Genomic DNA, 18,967 nt, shown 5'->3' on the forward strand with positions numbered 1-18,967 from the left:
GTCCCGTACATCGCCAGTGTCCTGACCTGCGATGATTTCGTCGGTCACCGCACGGCGTCACCCGAGGTCGAGCCGCAGGCTCACACGTCGGAGTGGCCGCCCGTGATGCGGCACGACCACGTCTAGTGTGGACCACGGCCGCGCGCCGAGCCCCACCGCAGTGCGGCAGCTCGCATCTGGCAGTCTGGCGAACCGTCGAGGAGGAAGCCCGTGCCCGAACCCCACCGCCTCCGGGGTGAGGTGTCCGAGCCCGATGCCACCGAGGGGTCCTCGAGCGCCTCAGCAGCAGGTTCGCCGGGCGACGAGTCTTCCGAACAGCAGTGGCCCGCCGAGGGCGACGCGGACGGATTCCCGGTCGAGGACCAGGAGGACGCCGGTTCCGCGCGCGGGAACGAATCGGAGCCTTCCGGCGATGGACAGCCGGTGAAGGCTGATCGAACCGACTCCAGCGGCGCGGCGGGCACCGATACCGCGAGGACCGCGCAGGACACCGAGGCCGGGGCGGGGGAGTCCGCCGCTGATTCCGGGTCCGCTGCCGGCGAGGCCGCTGTTGCCGAGTCCGCAGCTGCCGAGCCCAAGGATGACCAGTCCGGCGATGCCGAGTCCTCCCGGGCCGGTGCCGGCAGTTCCGGTGCCGGTGGTGCCGAGTCCGCCGATGCCGGTTCCGGAGGTGCCCAGCCCGCCGATGCCGAGTCCGCGGATGCCGAGTCCGCGGATGCCCAGTCCGCCGATGCCCAGTCCGACTCCGCCGGATCGGCGGATGCCGACTCCGCTGATTCCGGTGCGGAACAGGACGAATCCGGGGCGGGTGGATCGGCCGGTTCCGGTCGGGACACCGCCGGATCGAAGGTCGGCGCCCTGGGGCGGACCGTGTCCGGTCGGCTGCCCGAAGCCGAGGAGGACGACGCCGAACGCGGCGTGCCGGATGACGCCGGTTCGAGCAGCGCCGGCGCTGGTGACGCCGAACCTGGCAGCAGTGGATCCAGCAATGGCGGATCCAGCAATGCCGGATCGAGCAGCGTCGGATCGGACACCGCCGGTTCGAGCAGCACCGCGTTGAGCGGCGCTGAATCGGGCGGCGCCGAATCGGGCGGCGCCGAATCGAGCGATGCCGGTTCCGGTGACGCCGGTTCGGGCGATGCCGGTTCGGGCGCGGGCGCCGCTGGCGACGAGCAGGACTTCCCGACGCAGGACCCGGAGCAGCAGGACGACGCTCCCGAGCACCGTGGCGGATCGGCCGAGGCGGCGAGCCCCGGCGCGGAGGACTCGGCAGGCGGAGCCCGGGACGGGGCATCCGGATCGACCGTCCGCGGCACGCTCAGCGGCGACGTCCCGGCCGCGCCGAAGCCGGGGGCCACGTCCCGGCCGGTCGGCTTCGTCGGTTCGGTGGACTCCGGCTCAGGTCGGGAGGCCGCCGCGCACGACTTCTCCGGGTGGCAGACGACCGGATCACAGGTGGCCGGATCCCAGGCGACCGGGCGGATCTCCGGCGGCGTGGACACCTCGTTCAGCGGGGACGTGCCGGGCGGCGAGGCGGCGACGACCGCGGCCGGTTCGGACGAGGCTGCGGACCAGGGCGCGACGAAGGGCGCGCAAGACCAGGGCGCGCAAGACCAGCGCGCGACGGAGCAGCGCGCTGCAGGCCAGGGCCAGACGGAGCAGGGCGCTGCAAACCAGGGTCCGACGGAGCAGGGCACGGCAGGCCGGCCCGCGGCGGGCCAGGAGCCGACGGGCCGAGGTTCCGCGGGCCGGGGTTCGGCAGGGCAGGACTCGGTGGACGAGCGCGCGGGCGAGGGCTCGCCGGGAGCGCGGCCCGCGGGGGACGCGGACTCGGACGCCCGTCCGGCGGACGGCGGAGCCGCGGATGCGGCGTCACCTGTTGCGGTGTCACCGGACGTGGGGTCCGCGGACTCGGTGTCCTCCGAACCGCGGCGACCGGACGCGGAGCGCACCGCGGGCACGACCGGGTCCGGCTCGGCGGAACGCGGTGCGTCCGGGCAGGAGCGCGCTGCCGAGCAGGCTTCGACGACCGCGACCCAGCGCATCGTCCGGTCCGAGCTCACGGGCACCACCGCCGACACCGGTTCCCGAACGGACGCTGCCGACGCAGACCGGGGCGACGCGGGCCAGGACGATGCGGGCCAGGACGACGCGGGCCGGAGCGATGCGGCTCGGGGTGACGCGGCTCGGGGTGACGCGGAATCCGGGGCGACGAGCACCGGCACCGGACCCGACCGGGCCGACGGGAGCTCGGCGAGCGGAACCGGAGCGGCCGACGAGGCGGACGCGGACGGCACCGAGCAGGCCCGCACCGGCGACGCGAGCGAGCGCTCCGCCGACCAGGACGCGGACGAGACCGAGTGGGACCGGACCGACCGCGCCGAGGGATCGGACGACTCCGAGCGGGCGGCGCAGCCGTCCGCGGCGCGATCTGCGGAGCGGACACCCGCGGATCAGGACCGCGCGGACGAGAACCCCGAGCAGGCACCCACGGCCCAGCCCACCACTGAGCAGCCCACCGCCGAACAGCCCGCCGTCGAGGAGCGGGCCGCTGAGGAGCGGGTTGCCGAGGAGCGGACTGCCGAGGAGCAGACTGCCGAGGAGCAGGTCACCGAGGAGCAGGCCACCGAGGAACGGGCCACCGAGGAGCAGGCCACCGAGGAGCAGGCCACCGAGGATCGGGCCGCTGAAGAGCGGGATCCGGCGAAGCGGACCACCGAGGAGCGGGCCGAGCCCGCGACGCCGGACCTCGAGTCGACCGACGTGCAGCAGGCCGTCGCGGCCAGCCGGGCGGAACTCGTCGAGGACGTCGAGGTCACCGGGCCGCAGCAGCCGGTCACCTCGGCGCCGGCCGAACCGGCCGCGGCGGACGACGAGACCGGTGGTGCCGCCGCGGGCGTGGACGTGCCCCCGGACACCGTGGTGGCCGCGCAGGCCGAACTCACCGAGGACGTCGAGGCCACCGGACCGCAGCAGCCGGTGCCCGCGGCGCCGAGCACCGGGCAGGACGCCGACCGGACCGGCACCACCGAGCGCCCGGCCGCGACGGACCGTCCCGCCACCGCGCCCGCGACGGAACGCCTGGACCGCGGCGCGCTCGCCGACCGGACCACCACCGAGCAGGTCGCCGAGACCGACCGCGCCGCGACGGCCGACGAGGACGCGACCGGCGACACCGGCCGCGGCACCACCTCGGGCACCGATCGGGATCCGACCGCCGACACCGCGACCGGCCGGCTGCCCGTCGTCGACGACGCGCCGGCCCGGGGCGATCGCGGCCAGGTCGCCGAGGAGCGCGTCCGCGACGAGTGGCCGACCGCGGAGCAGGCCCGCGTCGAAGCCGATCCGGAGCCCGCCGAGACCAGCGAGCCCGCTGAGACCGGGAGCGATCGGGACGAGGCCGTGGACTCGGCGTTCTCCGCCGATGCGGGTGCCGCCCCGCCCTCGTCCACCGATCCCCGGCCGAGCGTCGAGCAGCCGCCCGCGGTGGACTCCGCGTTCACCGCCGACTCCGGCACGCCGATCGGCCCGCCGCCCGCCGAGCAGACCCAGCAGTTCCGGCGGATCGAGGACACCCAGCGGTTCAGCCTCGCCGACCTGGAGCAGGAGACCCGGCGCCGCGAGCAGCAGGACCGCCGGCAGCGACCGGACCAGCAGAAGCAGGACCAGCAGCAGCCGGATCAGAGGAAGGCGGGCCAGCAGCAGCCCGGCCAGCAGCAGGACCAGCAGCCCGGCCAGCAGCAGCCCGGCCCCCGACAGGGCGGGCCGGAGCAGCGGAGCCGCACCGAGCCGCCGCAGGACCGCCCGGCCGACCGCCCGCGCCCGCAGGCCTTCGACCAGGGCCCGCCGACCACCCGCATCCCGATCGTGCCGCCCGCGCCGCAGCAGCCCGCGCGCCCGGTGCCCGGCCCCTCGGACGCGGAGCGGACCCAGCAGTTCCGGCGCCCCGACTTCTCCGGCCCGCCGCCGGGCAGGCAGCAGGGCCAGCAAGGACCGCAGGGCCAGCAGAGCCAGCAGAGCCCGCAGCCCGCGCCGCCGCGCTCCATCCCGGTCCCGCCGCCGCACCGCCCACCGCAGCCGCCACCGCAGCCGCCGCAGCGTTCCGCGCAGCCGCAGGACTTCGCCGTGCCCGCCGCGCCGCAGCGCCCGCGGCCGGAGGAGCACTCCGCGCAGCAGGCCGAACCGCACGAGGACGACCGCTACCAGGACGACCACTACGGGGACGACCGCTACCAGGACCACGACGAGCAGCACGACGCTCCCGCCGCGGCGGTCCCCGCACCGCGCCGCAAGCGCGCCACGGTGCTGCTCGCGGTGCTGACGGTGGTCGTGCTCGGCGCGGGCCTCGCCGTCGGCGTCCCGGCCCTGGTCAACGGGATCAGCGCCGCGCAGCTGGCCGATCCGCCCGCCCCGGTGCACCTGTCCCCGTCGATCCGGCCGATCGGGATGGACGCGCCCGAACCGACGGGCTCGGGCATCGCGGCGGCGGTCAGCGGGCCGCTGTCGAACCCGGTGCTGGACCCGGTCACCGGCGTGGTCGTCGACGTGCGCTCCGGGAAGACGCTGTGGGAGCGGCAGCAGGACACGCCGATGATGCCCGCCTCCACCGGCAAGCTGCTCACCACCAGCGCCGCGATGCTGGAGCTCGACCACGACGCCCGGTTCACCACCGAGGTGGTGCGCGGCGCGCAGCCCGGCAGCGTGGTGCTCGTCGGCGGCGGCGACCCGACGCTGTCGACGATGCCCGCGGGCCAGGAGTCGGTGTACCCGGGCGCGGGCCGCTTCGACGACCTCGCCGAGCAGGTGCGGGCCGCGACCGGCGGCCAGGTCACCTCGATCCAGGTGGACACCAGCCGCTACCGGGGGCCGTCGCTGGCCCCGGGCTGGCTGCCCGCCGACGTCCCCGCCGGGATCATGGCGCCGATGGAGTCGGTGATGGCCGACGGCGGGCGCACCGGCGACCCGACCGCGGAGTACGACCAGCGGACCCAGCACCCCGCCGAGCAGGCCGGGCGGGAACTCGCGCAGCGGCTCGGCGTGCCCGCCTCCGCGGTGTCCGAGGGGACCGCGCCGCGCGGTGCGCAGCGGCTCGGCGCGGTGCAGTCCGCGACGATGCGCAAGCTGGTCGAGAGCACGCTGATCCACTCGGACAACGTGCTGGCCGAGGCGCTGGGCCGCGAGGTCGCGATCAAGACCGGGAAGGAACCGTCCTTCGCCGGTGCGGTCCAGGCGGTGCGCGAGGTGCTGCAGCGCAACCGCGTCGACCTCACCGGCGTGCGGATGTCCGATGGCAGCGGTCTGTCCACTGAGGACCGCATTCCGGCGAAGGTGCTGGCCGGGCTGATGGCCGACGCCGCCGAGCCGGAGCGCGACGGCGGCCTGCCTGCCAGGAGCGCGAAGCTGCGGGCGCTGCTCACCGGCCTGCCCGTCGCCGGTGGCTCCGGCAGCCTCACCGACCGCTACGCCGACGGCTCGGGCCGTGGTTGGATCCGCGCCAAGACCGGCACCCTCGACGGGGCGAACAGCCTGTCCGGGACGATCCTCACCGAGGACGGCAGGCTGCTGGTGTTCGCGCTGATGTCCAACAGCGACAGCTCTTCCGGACAGGTCCGGCCCGCGCTCGACGAGGTCGTCGCGGCCGTCCAGCAGTGCGGTTGCCGCTGATCGCGGGCCTGCCGCGGGCACGGCCGGTGGTGTCGCCGGGGCCCGCGATCGGAGTACCGTCGATTCCGTGACTCCGCGCTCCGCCACGCTGCCGCCCCGACCGCACGGCCGGGACGACGCGCAGCGCTCGCTGGACTGGGACCTGGCGGCGGCGACCGCCGGCCGGTTGATGCACAGCGGACCCGACATCCCCCGCGAGGACGCGGTGCACGCGGTCCGCGCGTTGCGCCGGGCCGGGGTGGCCGCCGAAACGCACGTGCGGGAGCTGACCGGGCTCGGCCTGGACCTGCCGGTGCTCGAAGGGGACGTGGTGGACCGCCGGGAGTGGGTGCGGGCGGCCGCGCAGGGCCTGTCCGAGATCACCGGGATGGCGCTGCGCTCCCGGGGTTCCGGCGGTGATCCGCTCGGCGGGCTGGGCGCCCGGGGAGCGGGCCTCCAGGCCGGGCTGGTGCTGTCCTACCTGGGCACCAAGGTCCTCGGCCAGTACGACCCGTTCCTGCCCAGCGAGCGCGGTACCCGGCCGGGTCGGCTGCTGCTGGTGGCGCCGAACATCGTCGCCGCGCAGCGGGCGCTGGACGTGCCCGTCGACGACTTCACGATGTGGGTGTGCCTGCACGAGTCGACGCACCGGTTGCAGTTCAACGCGGTGCCGTGGCTGCGGGACCACTTCGCCGACAGCCTCGGCGAGCTGCTCTCGGACCTGGACTCCTCGCCCGGTGAGCTGCTGAGCAGGCTGCCCGCGGTCGTGCGCGGCGTGCGGTCCGGGCCGGACGCGCAGTCCAGCCCCGGTGTGCTCGGCCTGGTCGAACTGCTGCAGGGGCCGCGGCAGCGCGCCGCGCTGGACCGCATCCTGGCGCTGTCCACCCTGCTGGAGGGGCACGCGGACCACGTGATGGACGCGGTCGGGCCGAGCGTGGTGCCCAGCGTCGCCACCATCCGCCGCCGGTTCACCGAGCGCCGCCAGGGCGGCGGGGTGCTGGACCGGCTGCTGCGCAGCCTGCTCGGCGTGGACGCCAAGATGCGGCAGTACGCGCAGGGCGCCGCGTTCACCCGGCACGTCGTCGACCGGGTGGGGATGGACGGCTTCAACGCGGTGTGGACCTCCCCGGAGCACCTGCCGACGCGCGTCGAGACCACCGACCCCGCGTCCTGGCTGCGCCGCGTCCACGGCTGACCGCCTGCGATCCGTCCGCGCCGGCGCACCCGGCCGCGCCCGGGAACTCGCCGGTGCCTTCGAACCCGCCCGCGCCCGGGAACCGGGCTGCGCCGGAGAACCTGTCCGCACCTGGGCATGTGCCCGCGCCCGAGAAGCCGGCCGCACCTGAGGATCCGGCCGCCTCCGGGAATCGGGCTGTGCCTGGGAACCGGGCCGCCCCTGGGGACCTGTCTGTACCCGGGATCTGTTCGCCCCCCGAACACACGGCGGGCGCCTGGGAATCCGTCCGCGTCCAGGAACCGGGACCGAACCGGGGAATCCGTCCGCACCTGGGAACCCGGCCGCGCTCGGGGATCTGTCCGTATTCGGGAACCCGGCCGCGCTCGGGGATCTGTCCGTACTCGGGAACCTGTTCGCCCCCGAACCCGGCGGCCCCGGGAACCTGCCCACCTCCGAGCACCCGGCCGCACTCGGGAACCCGTCCGCGCCCGGGGACCCGCGAAGGGGGTGGAGATCTCGACGACCGGCCCACCGGAGACCTGTCCGCCTCCGGGGACTCGGCCACCCCGGGAATCGGTCCACGTCCGACCACGGCCGCCCCCGAGGACCCGCCCGCGCCTGAGCAGACGGCCGCAGCCGAGCACGCGGGCGTACCCGAGCGCACGGGCGTACCCGAGCACGCGGGCGCGGCCGGGTGTACGGCCATCGGCCCGGGCCGCGCGGGTGAGCGGGCCGCTGACCTGGGTCGTGGCGCGGGGTGCGGGCCGATCAGAATGGGCCGGTGACCTCCGGCCGATCCGAGCGCGCCGCGGGGCCGGCGCTGCTGGCCGTGCGGACCGCCGTCCGCGACCTCCTAGCCGCCCACCCCGCGCTGCGCGGCGCCCCGCTGGTGGTCGCCTGCTCGGGCGGCGCCGACTCGCTGGCGCTCGCCGCCGCCACGGCCCACCTCGCGCGCGGCCGCGACCTGCGGGTGCGCGCGCGGATCGTCGACCACGGCCTGCAGCCGGACTCCGCGGCGGTGGCCGAGCGGGCCGCCGCGCAGCTCGCCGAGCTCGGCATCGGCGACGTGCGGGTGCTGCCGGTGCAGGTCACCGGCCGCGGTGGGCCGGAAGCCGCCGCCCGCCGGGCCCGGTACGCGGCGCTGGACGCGGACCGCCCCGACGGCGGCGCGGTGCTGCTCGGCCACACCCGCGACGACCAGGCCGAAACGGTGCTGCTGGGGCTCGGCCGGGGCTCCGGAGCCCGGTCCATCGCCGGGATGCGCCCGTGGTCCCCGCCGTGGGCGCGGCCGCTGCTGGACGTGCCGCGGGAGACGACCGAGCGGGCCTGCGCCGAAGCCGGGCTCGTGCCGTGGCAGGACCCGCACAACGGCGAGAGCCGGTTCACGCGTGTGCGGTTGCGCACAGCGGTCCTGCCGCTGCTGGAGGACGTGCTGCACGGCGGCGTCGCCGGTGCGCTGGCCCGCACCGCCCGCCAGCTGCAGGACGACGCCGACGCCCTCGACGAGCTCGCCGCCGCGGTCCGCGCGCAGGTCGAACGGGGTGCGGACCTGGATGCGACGGCCCTCGCCGAGCACCCGCCCGCGCTCCGCAGGAGGGTGCTGCGCGGCTGGTTGCTGGAACGCGGGGTGGCCGAGGTATCCGACGCGCACCTGCGCTCCGCGGACGCGCTCGCGGGCGCGTGGCGCGGTCAGGGCCCGCACGCGCTCCCGGGCGGCTTTGTGCTCCGCCGGACGCATGGCACGCTTCAGGTGGAACGTGGTGGACGGGGAACCGCCGGTCGGGTGATCGGTGGATGAACGTCCGTCCAACAGCGAGAGGGGAAGCCGGTCCGGTGTACGACGGCGACATCGCTTCGGTGCTCATCACCGAGCAGCAGATCCAGGACAAGACGGCCGAACTGGCCGCGCAGGTCGCCGAGGACTTCCAGGACGCGCAGGGCGGTGACCTGCTGCTGGTGGGCGTGCTCAAGGGCGCGGTCATGTTCATGACCGACCTGGCCAGGGCGCTGCCGCGGCCCGCGCAGCTGGAGTTCATGGCGGTGAGCTCGTACGGCTCGTCCACTTCGTCCTCGGGCGTGGTGCGGATCCTGAAGGACCTGGACCGGGACATCGCGGGCAGGCACGTGCTGATCGTCGAGGACATCATCGACTCCGGACTCACGCTGTCCTGGCTGCTGAAGAACCTGACCGCGCGCAACCCCGCCTCGCTGGAGGTGTGCACGCTGCTGCGCAAGCCGGACGCCGTGCAGGTGGACGTGCCGGTCCGCTACGTCGGGTTCGACATCCCGAACGAGTTCGTCGTCGGCTACGGCCTGGACTACGCGGAGCGGTACCGGGACCTGCCCTACATCGGCACCCTCGACCCGAAGGTCTACACCTCCGGGCGGTAGCCGCGTTCCTCGCAGGCCGGGCCGGGTGCGAGAAAGGTCCGGTTCCGATCCGGGGTAGGGTTGCCGACCTGCACAACGCTCGGCGTGGTGGCGCGCTCGCCGCGGCCGGTACGCTGGTCCGAGGGGGTTGACGGCGGCGACGGTTCGTGCGCCGTTCACCGGTGCCGTTGCCCGAAGTGAAGTCAGGGAGGGTCGAGGCCGACCGCCGGCCGCAAGTGAATGGACCTCAAGCGCCTGCTCCGTAACCCGCTGCTCTGGATCCTGGCGGGATTAGCGCTGATCATGAGCCTCAGCGTGCTCTTCGACGAGACGAAGGGCTACCAGCCGGTTTCGACCTCAGACGCCCTCCGGCAGATTTCCGAGGGCAAGGTGGCCGAGGCGACCATCCAGGACAAGGAACAGCGGGTACTGCTGACCCTCAAGCAGGGCCAGAACTTCGCCAACAGCGAACAGCTGATGGCGCAGTACCCCGCCGGTGCCACCGACGCCGTGGTCGACGACATCCGCCGGTCGAACGTCGAGAAGTGGAACACCGAAGTCACCCAGGACTCGTTCTGGACGCAGATGCTGATCTACCTGCTCCCGATCGGCCTGCTCGTTCTCGTCCTCATGTGGATGATGAACAACGTCCAGGGCGGCGGGAACCGGGTGATGAACTTCGGCAAGTCCAAGGCCAAGCAGCTCACCAAGGACATGCCCAAGACGCTGTTCAACGACGTCGCCGGCGCGGACGAGGCCGTCGAGGAACTGCACGAGATCAAGGACTTCCTGCAGAACCCGGGCCGCTACCAGGCGCTGGGCGCGAAGATCCCGAAGGGCGTGCTGCTGTACGGCCCGCCCGGCACCGGCAAGACGCTGCTGGCGCGCGCGGTCGCCGGTGAGGCAGGCGTGCCGTTCTACTCGATCTCCGGTTCGGACTTCGTGGAGATGTTCGTCGGTGTCGGCGCCTCCCGCGTCCGAGACCTGTTCGAGCAGGCCAAGCAGAACGCGCCGTGCATCATCTTCGTCGACGAGATCGACGCGGTCGGCCGCCAGCGCGGTGCGGGCCTCGGCGGTGGGCACGACGAGCGCGAGCAGACGCTGAACCAGCTGCTGGTGGAGATGGACGGGTTCGACTCGCGCGGCGGCATCATCCTGATCGCCGCGACGAACCGGCCGGACATCCTGGACCCGGCGCTGCTGCGCCCGGGCCGCTTCGACCGGCAGATCCCCGTTTCGGCGCCGGACCTGCGGGGCCGCAAGGCGATCCTGGGCGTGCACTCGAAGGGCAAGCCGCTGGCGCAGGACGCCGACATGGAGGGCCTGGCCAAGCGCACCGTCGGGTTCTCCGGCGCCGACCTGGAGAACGTGGTCAACGAGGCCGCGCTGCTCACGGCCCGCGAGAACGGCCAGCTGATCACCGGTGCCGCGCTGGAGGAGTCGGTCGACCGGGTGATCGGCGGCCCGCGCCGCAAGAGCAAGATCATTTCGGAGCGGGACAAGAAGATCACCGCGTACCACGAGGGCGGGCACGCGCTGGCCGCCTGGGCGATGCCCGACGTGGACCCGGTCTACAAGCTCACGATCCTGCCGCGCGGCCGCACCGGCGGGCACGCCCTCGTCGTCCCCGAGGACGACAAGGACATGATGACCCGCTCGGAGATGATCGGGCGACTGGTGTTCGCGCTCGGCGGCCGGTCCGCGGAGGAGCTCGTGTTCCACGAGCCCACCACCGGCGCCTCCAGCGACATCGAGCAGGCGACCAAGATCGCCCGCGCGATGGTCACCGAGTACGGCATGACCGCGCGCCTCGGCGCCGTCAAGTACGGCAAGGAGGAGGGCGACCCGTTCCTGGGCCGCTCCGCCGGGCAGCAGCCGAACTACTCGCTCGAGGTCGCGCACGAGATCGACGAGGAAGTGCGCAAGCTCATCGAGGCCGCGCACACCGAGGCGTGGGAGGTGCTCAACACCTACCGCGACGTCCTCGACGAGCTCGTGCTGGAGGTCCTGGAGAAGGAGACGCTGGTCCGCAAGGACCTGGAGCGGATCTTCGCCAAGGTCGAGAAGCGGCCCCGGATCACGGCGTTCAACGACTTCGGCGGGCGCACCCCGTCGGAGAAGCCGCCGATCAAGACCCCGGGCGAGCTGGCCATCGAACGCGGCGAGCCGTGGCCCCCGCCGGTCGAGACGCCGCGGTTCAGCGACCCGGTGCCGAACGGTTCGGTGCCCGCGGGCGCGGTTCCGGCCGGTCAGCACAACCAGGACCAGCCGCAGGGCGGGCAGGGCACCGTGCAGTTCCCGCACCCGCAGGGCCAGCCCCAGCAGGTCCAGCAGCCGCAGGTCCAGCAGCCGTACGGCCAGCAGCCCCCGCAGGGGCAGCAGCCGTACGGGCAGGCCCCGCAGGGGCAGCCGGGCCAGTACGGCCAGCCGCAGGCGGTGCCGCCGAACTACGGAGCCCCGCCCGGCTGGACGCCGGCGACGGCCCCGGGCGGGACCGGCCAGCAGCAGTACCAGCAGTGGGTCCCGTCGTGGGAGCGGCCGCAGCAGCAGCCCCCGGAGCAGAACCCCGCCGCCGGTGCGCAGCAGGCCCAGCAGGGTGCGCAGCAGGACGCGGCGAGCACCGGGCCCGACCAGCAGCAGACCCCGCAGCAGTCCCCGGAGTCCCAGCAGTCCCCGGACCCGGAGCAACGGGGAGAGGACAAGGGCGAGAGCGGTCGCTGAGCGCCCGAGCGACAAGACCGGAAGAGGGGCACCGTCGCACGTCGGCGGTGCCCCTCTTCGGTGCGGTGAGCCGGTGGAGGAACGACACGTGACCAGCAGTCTCGGTGAGCAGCCCGGGCAGGACGACGCCCGGGGCGGTTTCGAGCGGCCCGCATTCGACCAGGAGCGCGCCGCGGCGGCGATCCGGGAGCTGCTGCTCGCGGCCGGGGAGGACCCGGATCGGGAAGGCCTGCGGGAGACGCCCCAGCGGGTGGCCCGCGCCTACGAAGAGTTGTTCGCCGGGCTCTACACCGACCCGGACGAGGTGCTGGACCGCACCTTCGACGAGGCGCACGAAGAGCTCGTGCTGGTCCGCGACATCCCGATGTACTCGCAGTGCGAGCACCACCTGCTGCCGTTCCACGGGGTCGCGCACATCGGCTACATCCCGAACGAGAAGGGCCGGGTCACCGGCCTGTCGAAGCTGGCGCGGCTGGTCGACCTGTACGCGAAGCGCCCGCAGGTGCAGGAGCGGCTGACCTCGCAGGTCGCGGACGCGCTGGTGCGCAAGCTCGAACCGCGCGGCGTGATCGTGGTGGTGGACGCCGAGCACCTGTGCATGGGGATGCGCGGGGTGCGCAAGGCCGGGTCGACCACGACGACGTCCGCGGTGCGCGGCATCTTCCGCAGCTCCGCGTCCTCCCGGTCCGAAGCGCTGTCGCTGATCAGAGGCTCGTGATGGGCGCCTTCCTGCCGCGGCCGCAGCGCTGCGCCGTGATGGGCGTGCTGAACGTGACGCCCGATTCGTTCTCCGACGGCGGCCGCTACCTGGACGTGAAGGCCGCGGTGGAGCACGGCGTGGAGATGTTCGAGCTGGGCGCGGACATCGTCGACGTGGGCGGCGAGTCGACGCGGCCGGGCGCGGACCGGGTCGCCGCGGCCACCGAGGTCGAACGGGTGCTGCCGGTGGTGGCGGAGCTCGTCGCCGCCGGGGTGCCGGTGAGCGTGGACACCACCCGGGCCGAGGTCGCGGCCGCCACCGCCGCCGCGGGTGCCTCGGTGATCAACGACGTGTCGGGCGGGCTGGCCGATCCGGACATGGCGCGGGTCGCCGCGGACACCGGGCTGCCGTGGGTGCTGATGCACTGGCGCGGGCACAGCAAGGACATGGGTTCGCTGGCCGCCTACGACGACGTGGTCGCCGAGGTGCGCGCCGAACTGCTCGCGCAGGTGGACGCGGCGCTGCGGGCGGGGGTGCGGGAGGACGCGATCGTGCTCGACCCCGGCCTGGGCTTCGCGAAGACCGGCGAGCACGACTGGGCGCTGCTGCACCGGCTGGGCGAGTTCGTGGACCTGGGGTTCCCGGTGCTGGTGGGCGCGTCCCGCAAGCGCTTCCTCGGCGGGCTGCTGGCCGGTGCGGACGGCGAGCCGCGCCCGGCGGCGGGCCGGGAGACGGCGACGGCGGCCGTGTCGGCGCTGGCCGCGGATCGCGGTGCGTGGGCGGTGCGGGTGCACGACGTGCGGAGTTCGCTGGACGCGGTCGCGGTGGCCGCGGCCTGGAACGCGGGAGGGACCGTTGGCTGACCGGATCGCGCTGACCGGGTTGCGGGTGCGCGGCAACCACGGCGTGTTCGAGCACGAGAAGCGGGACGGCCAGGAGTTCCTGGTCGACATCACCGTGTGGGCGGATCTGGCCGGTGCGGCCGCCTCCGACGACCTGGCGCAGACGCTGAACTACGGCGAGCTGGCGCAGCGGGCCGCCGACGTCGTCGCGGGCCCGGCGCGCGACCTGATCGAGACGGTGGCCGCGGAGATCGCCGACGGCATCATGGCCGACCACCGGGCGCACGCGGCCGAGGTCACGATCCACAAGCCGTCCGCGCCGATCCCGCTGACCTTCGCCGACGTGGCGGTCACCATCCGCCGGTCGCGGCGCGCGGCCCGCGGGGGCGCGGCGTGAGCCGGGCGGTGCTGTCCCTCGGATCGAACCTGGGGGACCGGCTGGCGCACCTGCGGTCCGCGGTCGCCGGGTTCGGGGACGCGGTCGAGGCCGTGTCGCCGGTGTACGAGACCGCGCCGTGGGGCGTGCTGGACCAGCCGGACTTCCTCAACGCGGTGCTCGTGGTGCGGGCCGACGGCGTCGACGAGTGGGGCTGGTTGCGGCGCGGCCAGGAGCTGGAGCGCGCGGCCGAGCGGGTGCGCGAGCAGCGCTGGGGCCCGCGCACCCTCGACGTGGACGTGGTGCTGGTGGACGGCGTGCGCAGCGACGATCCGGAGCTGCTGCTGCCCCACCCGGGGACGCCGGAACGGGCGACGGTGCTCGTCCCGTGGGCGGTGCTGGAACCGGCCGCGGTGCTGCCCGGGCACGGCCCGATCGCCGAGCTGATCGAGGCGCTGCCCGCCGCCGACGTCGCCGCCGTGACCCGCCGCGACGATCTCCTGCTCCGCCCCTGATCCGCAGGTGGACGGCCCGCGAGCAGCGAGTCCGCCCACCCTGCGGGATCAGAGCGCGCGCACCGCTTCGGCGAGCCAGCGGGTCTGGCGTTCCGTGGTGGGGTGCGGCGGCCAGCCGTTGATGATCGCGAGCAGCTCCCAGTAGCGGGACATCCGTTCGTCGTACGGCTTGCCGAACTCCGCGACGAGCTCGGCGCGGCCCGCCGCGTCGTCCGCGGCGCCGCGCTGCTCGGCCCACAGCGCCGCGCCGCGCTCGGCGATCTCCCGGCCGCGGGCGGAGCCGGGTTCGTGCCCGGCCTCCTGCGCTTCCCGGATCGCGTCGAACAGCGCCCACCACTCGGCCGCCTGCTCCTGCTTCTGCACCGGTGGCGCGTGCTCGCCCGTGGCGCGCTGCGCGGCCTGCTGCTCCCACAGCTCGCGGACCGCGCGGCGGAAGTCGTCGTCGGTGACGAGCTCGGCGAGCTCGATCCACGCCTCCACCTGCTCGGTGCTCGGGTCGTCCGGCAGGGCCGGTTTCGCCGAGCGCATCCAGGCCGCGAACTCGGCGTCCACGTCGAGGCCGCCGATCGTCCCGTCCCAGAACTCGTCGATGATCCGGTCGCGCTCGGCGTCGGACATCGTCGCCAGCTTGTGCATGAGCTTCACCCCTTCGGTCGGTTCGTCCAGTCGTGCGACCGCCCGCAGCACGGCGCGCCGGGTCCGCAGCAACCGCAGCTGGTCCTCCAGCAGGACCAGCTGGGTCTCGGCGAGCCGCCGCACCGTGGTCTCCGCGGCCAGCACCCGGCGCACCTCGTCCAAGCCGGCGCCGAGTTCGCGCAGGGTGCGCACCAGTTCCAGCTTCGCGATCGATGCCACGTCGTAGCGCCGGTAGCCCGCGTGCGTGCGGTCGGTGGGCGGCACGACACCGCTGTCGGAGTAGAACCGGATGGTCTTCACGCTCAGCCCGGTCCGCCGGGAGAGCTCTCCGATCGTGTAGCGCTGCGCGTCGTCCACGTCCCAGACCCTCGACCCTCCAGCCGGTGGAGGCTCAAGCCCGTTTTCCGGACCGGGCGGCCCACCGGCTGCCGCCGCCCGCTTCACGCGTTCTGCGATGCTGGGATCGTGGCACCACGGCAGCAAGAGCGGATGCAGTTCACCCCGGCGCGGCAGCTGGTCGTCGCGGCGCTGGTCGCGGCCGTCCTGGCCTACGTCGGCGCGAGCCTCGCCTACGGCGGCCTGCCGCGGCTTCCCGCGCTCGCGGGCGCGACGCTGCTGCTGATCGCGGTCGTCGACGTGCTGCTGGCGGTGACCCTGCGGCCGCGCATCAAGCGCAAGCCCGGCACCGAACCGGTGGACGCGCTGCCCGCGGCGCGCGCGGTCGCGCTGGCGAAGGCGTCCTCCCTGGTCGGTTCGATCATGGGCGGCGTGTGGGGCGGGCTGCTCGGCTACCTGCTGCCGATCCGGGATTCGGTGCAGGCGGCGGGGGAGGACACCACGGCGGCGGTGGTCGGCCTGATCAGCGCGGCGGCGCTGGTGGCCGCGGGGTTGTGGCTGGAGAGCTCGTTGCGCAACCCCGACGACCCGGAGGAGCCGTACGACGACGAGGATCGCTGACCGGCGGTCGTCGCGCGGCCACGGCGCGTTCGCCGCCAGCGGCGCGGAACCGGTGGGGTGGCGCGGCCCCGGCGCTCGGCGGCGGCACCCGCGGGAACGGCGATTCCTCTTGCGCGCCAACGAAACGCTGCTCCGTTCGGGCGTTCCGGTGTGGGCCGCCTTGACGAACCGGTGATCGTCGCGTTCCCTGCGGGTCTCGATCGGATAAAGGCCGGGTACCGTGTGGTCATGTCCGACTCCGCCCGTTCCGCAGCCGCTGATCAGCGACCGTCGGTGCTGTGGGTCGGTGCCCTCGTCCTCGCCGCCGCCGCGACCGCGATCCTGGTGGTGAGCAACGATTCCCGGGTGCTCAAGCTCGGTCTGGTCGCCGCGCTGTGGGCGGCGCTGCTCGGCGCGTTCGGCGTCGCGAAGCTGCGCGGCAAGGCCGCCGCGGCGGTGGAGCGGGAAGCGGAGCGGCAGCGCGTCTACGAGCTCGAACTGGAACGGGAGATCGCCGCGCGCCGCGAGTTCGAAGCGGCGGCCGAAGTGGAGGCCCGGCGCACCGCGGCCGCCGAGTCCGACGCGGAGATCCAGGCGCTGAAGGCGGAACTCCGCGCGCTGCGGCAGAACCTGGAGCACATGCTCGGCGGGGACGTGCTGTTCGAGCGGGTCGCGCTGCGCGCCGAATCCACCCGCGTCCGGTCGCTGCCGGAACGGCCCGCGACCGGCGAGCAACCGCGGATCGTCGGCGACACCGGCACCCAGCAGCGGATCGTCGGCGACACCGGCGCGCAGCCGCGGATCATCCAGCACCCCGACGGGCGCGGCAGGCAGCTGCCCCCCGCCCACCAGGGCCAGGTGGAGCAGCCCGCCGAACCCGCTCCGCAGCCGCCGCAGGTGGAGCAGCCGCCGCCGCGGCCGTCGAAGCCCCGCAAATCCCGGCCCCCGCACGGCAGGCCCGCGCCGCGGCAGCCCGCCGAAGCCCGCCGCCCGCAGCCGCCGCCCGCCGGCGCGCAGGGCGCCTGGCCCGAGTCCACTTCGGACCGGTTGCGCCCGGTTCGGCCCGAACCGGAACCCGCCCCGCAGGCCGCGCATCCCGCGCCGCAGCCGCCCACCGACCCCACCCCGGCGCAGCCCGCCGCGCAGGTTCCCGAGAGCGCTCCCGAACCCGTCGCGCCTGCCGTGCCCGCCGCACCTCCCGCGCCTGCCGCGCCGGAGGCCGCGGAGGCCGCCGACCGCCGGCTGCCCACCAGCCAGGTCGCGGCCGGCGCGCACACCGAGGGCACCTCGGTCACCGACCTGCTCGCCGCCTACGGCGACTCCGGCGACGGGCGCGAATCGAAGCGCCGCCGCAGGCGCCGCGGCTGAGCGGACCGCCGAGGTGATCGGCCCAGCCGCCTGCGCCGCTCGGTCCCGGCAGCCGGTCCCCTGACCGGAGCCGCGTCCGAGGAGCGCGGGATTCGCCCCCAGGCGGTGTGGCCCCCCGCGGCCGCGTTCTAGGGTTTCGGACGTGTCCACACCTGATCTCCCCGGTCCTGCGCCCGACCTCTCCGGCGCGCGCAGGTTGCAGACCCGCAAGCATTCCGCGGTCGGCTGGCCGGTGGCCGGGCTGCTGCTGCTCGGCATCATCGGCCTGGTCATGGTGGGTGTCGCCACCTCCAGGGTCGGGGTGCTGCCCGCGTTGGTGGGCGCGCTGGCGGCGCTGATCCCGGTCGGCGTGGTGTTCGCCGCGATCGTGTGGATCGACCGGTGGGAACCGGAGCCGCCGATCCTGATGCTCGGCGCGTTCCTGTGGGGCGCCGGGGGAGCGACGGGCTGCGCGCTGCTGCTCAACGGTTCGGTGGTCGGGCTGGGCGAGCTGCTGTTCGGGCCGAGCGAGCACCTGTTCTTCGAGCGGGCGCTGATGGCGCCGCTGGTCGAGGAGGGCGCGAAGGCGCTGTTCGTGGTGTCGCTGTGGTTCTGGCGGCGCTCCGAGTTCAACGGGCTCGTCGACGGCATCGTCTACGCGGGGCTGACCGCGGCCGGGTTCGCGTTCACCGAGAACATCCTGTACTTCGGCAAGGCCTTCTCCGAGGGCGGCTGGGGCAATGCGGCCGGTGGGGTGATCGCCGTGTTCATCCTGCGCGGGGTCTTGGCGCCGTTCTCGCACCCGCTGTTCACCTCGATGGTCGGCATCGGCATCGGGCTGGCCTCGCGGACCACGGACACGACGAAGCGGGTGCTGTGGCCCGCCGCCGGGTTCTTGGTGGCGGTGCTGCTGCACGCGGCGTGGAACGCGTCGACGCTGCTCGGCGGCACCGGTTTCCTCAACGTGTACTTCCTGATCATGCTGCCGATCTTCGCGGGCACCGGCTGGCTGGTGGTGTGGCAGCGCAAGCGGGAGCAGCGGATCGTCGCCGACCAGTTGCCGGTGCTGCAGCGCGCCGGGCTGATCCCGCGCAGCGAGGTGGAGATGCTGGCCTCGCTGGCGGGCCGCCGCGGCTGGCAGCGCAAGGTCCGGCAGAGCGCGGGCGCGGAACCGGCGAAGGCCGTGCGGGACTACCAGATCGCGGTGACCGAGCTGGCGTTCCTGCAGCACCGGGCCGCGGAAGGCCGCACCACCAGCGCCGTCCGCCGCGCGCGCCGGGAGAAGCTGATCGAGGAGTTGAAGGCTGCGCGCCGGTCCGCGGTCGGTTCGCAGGACGCGTTCCAGACGGCGCGGGTGAAGATCCACGAGCTGACGCAGAGCGTGCGCCGCCCGGGTGCCCGCCCGCAGCGCCCGGTCGAACCGGCGGCACCGCAGCCGGACCGCGCCACCCGCTCCCGGCCGGACCTCGCCGGTGAGCAGCGGCGCCCCGCCCCACCGCAGCCGACCCCGCCGCAGCAGGCCAGGCAGCAGCCGGGCGGCAGGCCCCCGCAGGGCCCGCCGGGGAGGCCGCCGAACCCGCAGGCCGGCCCGCCGAGGCAGGCCCCGCCGCGCCCCGGCGAGCACGGCGGACACCCGCCGCGCGGCTGATCCGGACGTCCGCGCGGACCGGGTGGTCCTCGCCACCCGCCGCGACGCGGACGCCC

The 18,967-nt window shown here is 74.7% G+C and carries 13 protein-coding genes; 12 read left to right on the plus strand and 1 reads right to left on the minus strand.

Features of this window, described 5'->3' with window-relative positions:
• Positions 1-423 precede the first annotated feature (423 nt).
• The 9 genes from dacB to folK all read left to right on the plus strand — a co-directional run bounded on the left by dacB (position 424) and on the right by folK (position 14,344).
• Positions 424-5,664: a D-alanyl-D-alanine carboxypeptidase/D-alanyl-D-alanine endopeptidase gene (gene dacB / locus AC29IT_RS11330; RefSeq protein WP_488218679.1), complete on the plus strand. Its 5,241-nt coding sequence runs from the start codon at positions 424-426 to the stop codon at positions 5,662-5,664.
• A gap of 88 nt (positions 5,665-5,752) precedes the next feature.
• Complete coding sequence (locus AC29IT_RS11335; RefSeq protein ID WP_488218877.1) at positions 5,753-6,838, plus strand: zinc-dependent metalloprotease; 1,086 nt, start codon at positions 5,753-5,755, stop codon at positions 6,836-6,838.
• A gap of 763 nt (positions 6,839-7,601) precedes the next feature.
• A complete protein-coding gene (gene tilS, locus AC29IT_RS11340) occupies positions 7,602-8,618 on the plus strand; it encodes a tRNA lysidine(34) synthetase TilS (RefSeq protein ID WP_488218680.1) in 1,017 nt (338 codons plus the stop codon).
• 35 nt (positions 8,619-8,653) lie between these two features.
• Complete coding sequence (gene hpt, locus AC29IT_RS11345; RefSeq protein ID WP_358434910.1) at positions 8,654-9,211, plus strand: hypoxanthine phosphoribosyltransferase; 558 nt, start codon at positions 8,654-8,656, stop codon at positions 9,209-9,211.
• Between the two features lie 219 nt (positions 9,212-9,430).
• Complete coding sequence (gene ftsH, locus AC29IT_RS11350; protein WP_358434913.1) at positions 9,431-11,911, plus strand: ATP-dependent zinc metalloprotease FtsH; 2,481 nt, start codon at positions 9,431-9,433, stop codon at positions 11,909-11,911.
• A gap of 88 nt (positions 11,912-11,999) precedes the next feature.
• Positions 12,000-12,629 carry a GTP cyclohydrolase I FolE gene (gene folE / locus AC29IT_RS11355; protein ID WP_358434916.1) on the plus strand — a complete coding sequence of 210 codons (630 nt, stop codon included), beginning with the start codon at positions 12,000-12,002 and terminating at the stop codon, positions 12,627-12,629.
• Entirely contained in the window at positions 12,629-13,474 is an 846-nt protein-coding gene (folP, locus tag AC29IT_RS11360) for a dihydropteroate synthase (protein WP_488218681.1), read from the plus strand. Before folE ends, folP begins: the two co-directional genes overlap by 1 nt.
• Positions 13,467-13,850, plus strand: a complete 384-nt coding sequence (gene folB, locus AC29IT_RS11365) for a dihydroneopterin aldolase (RefSeq protein ID WP_488218682.1) — start codon at positions 13,467-13,469, stop codon at positions 13,848-13,850. Before folP ends, folB begins: the two co-directional genes overlap by 8 nt.
• The gene (folK, locus tag AC29IT_RS11370) at positions 13,847-14,344 is read left to right on the plus strand and encodes a 2-amino-4-hydroxy-6-hydroxymethyldihydropteridine diphosphokinase (RefSeq protein ID WP_358434925.1); all 498 of its coding nucleotides are present in this window, start codon (positions 13,847-13,849) and stop codon (positions 14,342-14,344) included. The genes folB and folK overlap by 4 nt, the downstream gene beginning before the upstream one ends.
• 48 nt (positions 14,345-14,392) lie before the next feature.
• Here the strand turns inward: folK and AC29IT_RS11375 are convergent, their stop codons facing one another.
• A complete protein-coding gene (locus AC29IT_RS11375) occupies positions 14,393-15,337 on the minus strand; it encodes a MerR family transcriptional regulator (RefSeq protein ID WP_358434928.1) in 945 nt (314 codons plus the stop codon).
• Positions 15,338-15,469: 132 nt separating this feature from the next.
• On the opposite strand from AC29IT_RS11375, the gene AC29IT_RS11380 reads away from it, so the two are divergent.
• The 3 genes from AC29IT_RS11380 (at position 15,470) to AC29IT_RS11390 (ending at position 18,911) form a co-directional block, all read left to right on the plus strand.
• Positions 15,470-15,937 (plus strand): DUF3180 domain-containing protein, encoded by a 468-nt coding sequence (locus AC29IT_RS11380; protein ID WP_358435091.1) that lies wholly within the window; start codon positions 15,470-15,472, stop codon positions 15,935-15,937.
• A gap of 228 nt (positions 15,938-16,165) precedes the next feature.
• Positions 16,166-17,284, plus strand: coding sequence for a DUF6779 domain-containing protein (locus tag AC29IT_RS11385; RefSeq protein WP_358434931.1), 1,119 nt, complete (start codon positions 16,166-16,168; stop codon positions 17,282-17,284).
• Positions 17,285-17,426: 142 nt separating this feature from the next.
• Entirely contained in the window at positions 17,427-18,911 is a 1,485-nt protein-coding gene (locus AC29IT_RS11390; RefSeq protein WP_488218683.1) for a PrsW family intramembrane metalloprotease, read from the plus strand.
• Positions 18,912-18,967 lie beyond the last annotated feature (56 nt).

The organism is Saccharopolyspora sp. MMCC62 (assembly GCF_057736575.1).

What these genes read in the sequence shown, in the direction of transcription:
- ftsH (WP_358434913.1), top strand. Translation starts at nt 9,431, where the DNA reads ATGGACCTCAAGCGCCTGCTCCGTAACCCGCTGCTCTGGATCCTGGCG.
- AC29IT_RS11385 (WP_358434931.1), top strand. Translation starts at nt 16,166, where the DNA reads ATGTCCGACTCCGCCCGTTCCGCAGCCGCTGATCAGCGACCGTCGGTG.
- AC29IT_RS11380 (WP_358435091.1), top strand. Translation starts at nt 15,470, where the DNA reads ATGCAGTTCACCCCGGCGCGGCAGCTGGTCGTCGCGGCGCTGGTCGCG.
- folP (WP_488218681.1), top strand. Translation starts at nt 12,629, where the DNA reads ATGGGCGCCTTCCTGCCGCGGCCGCAGCGCTGCGCCGTGATGGGCGTG.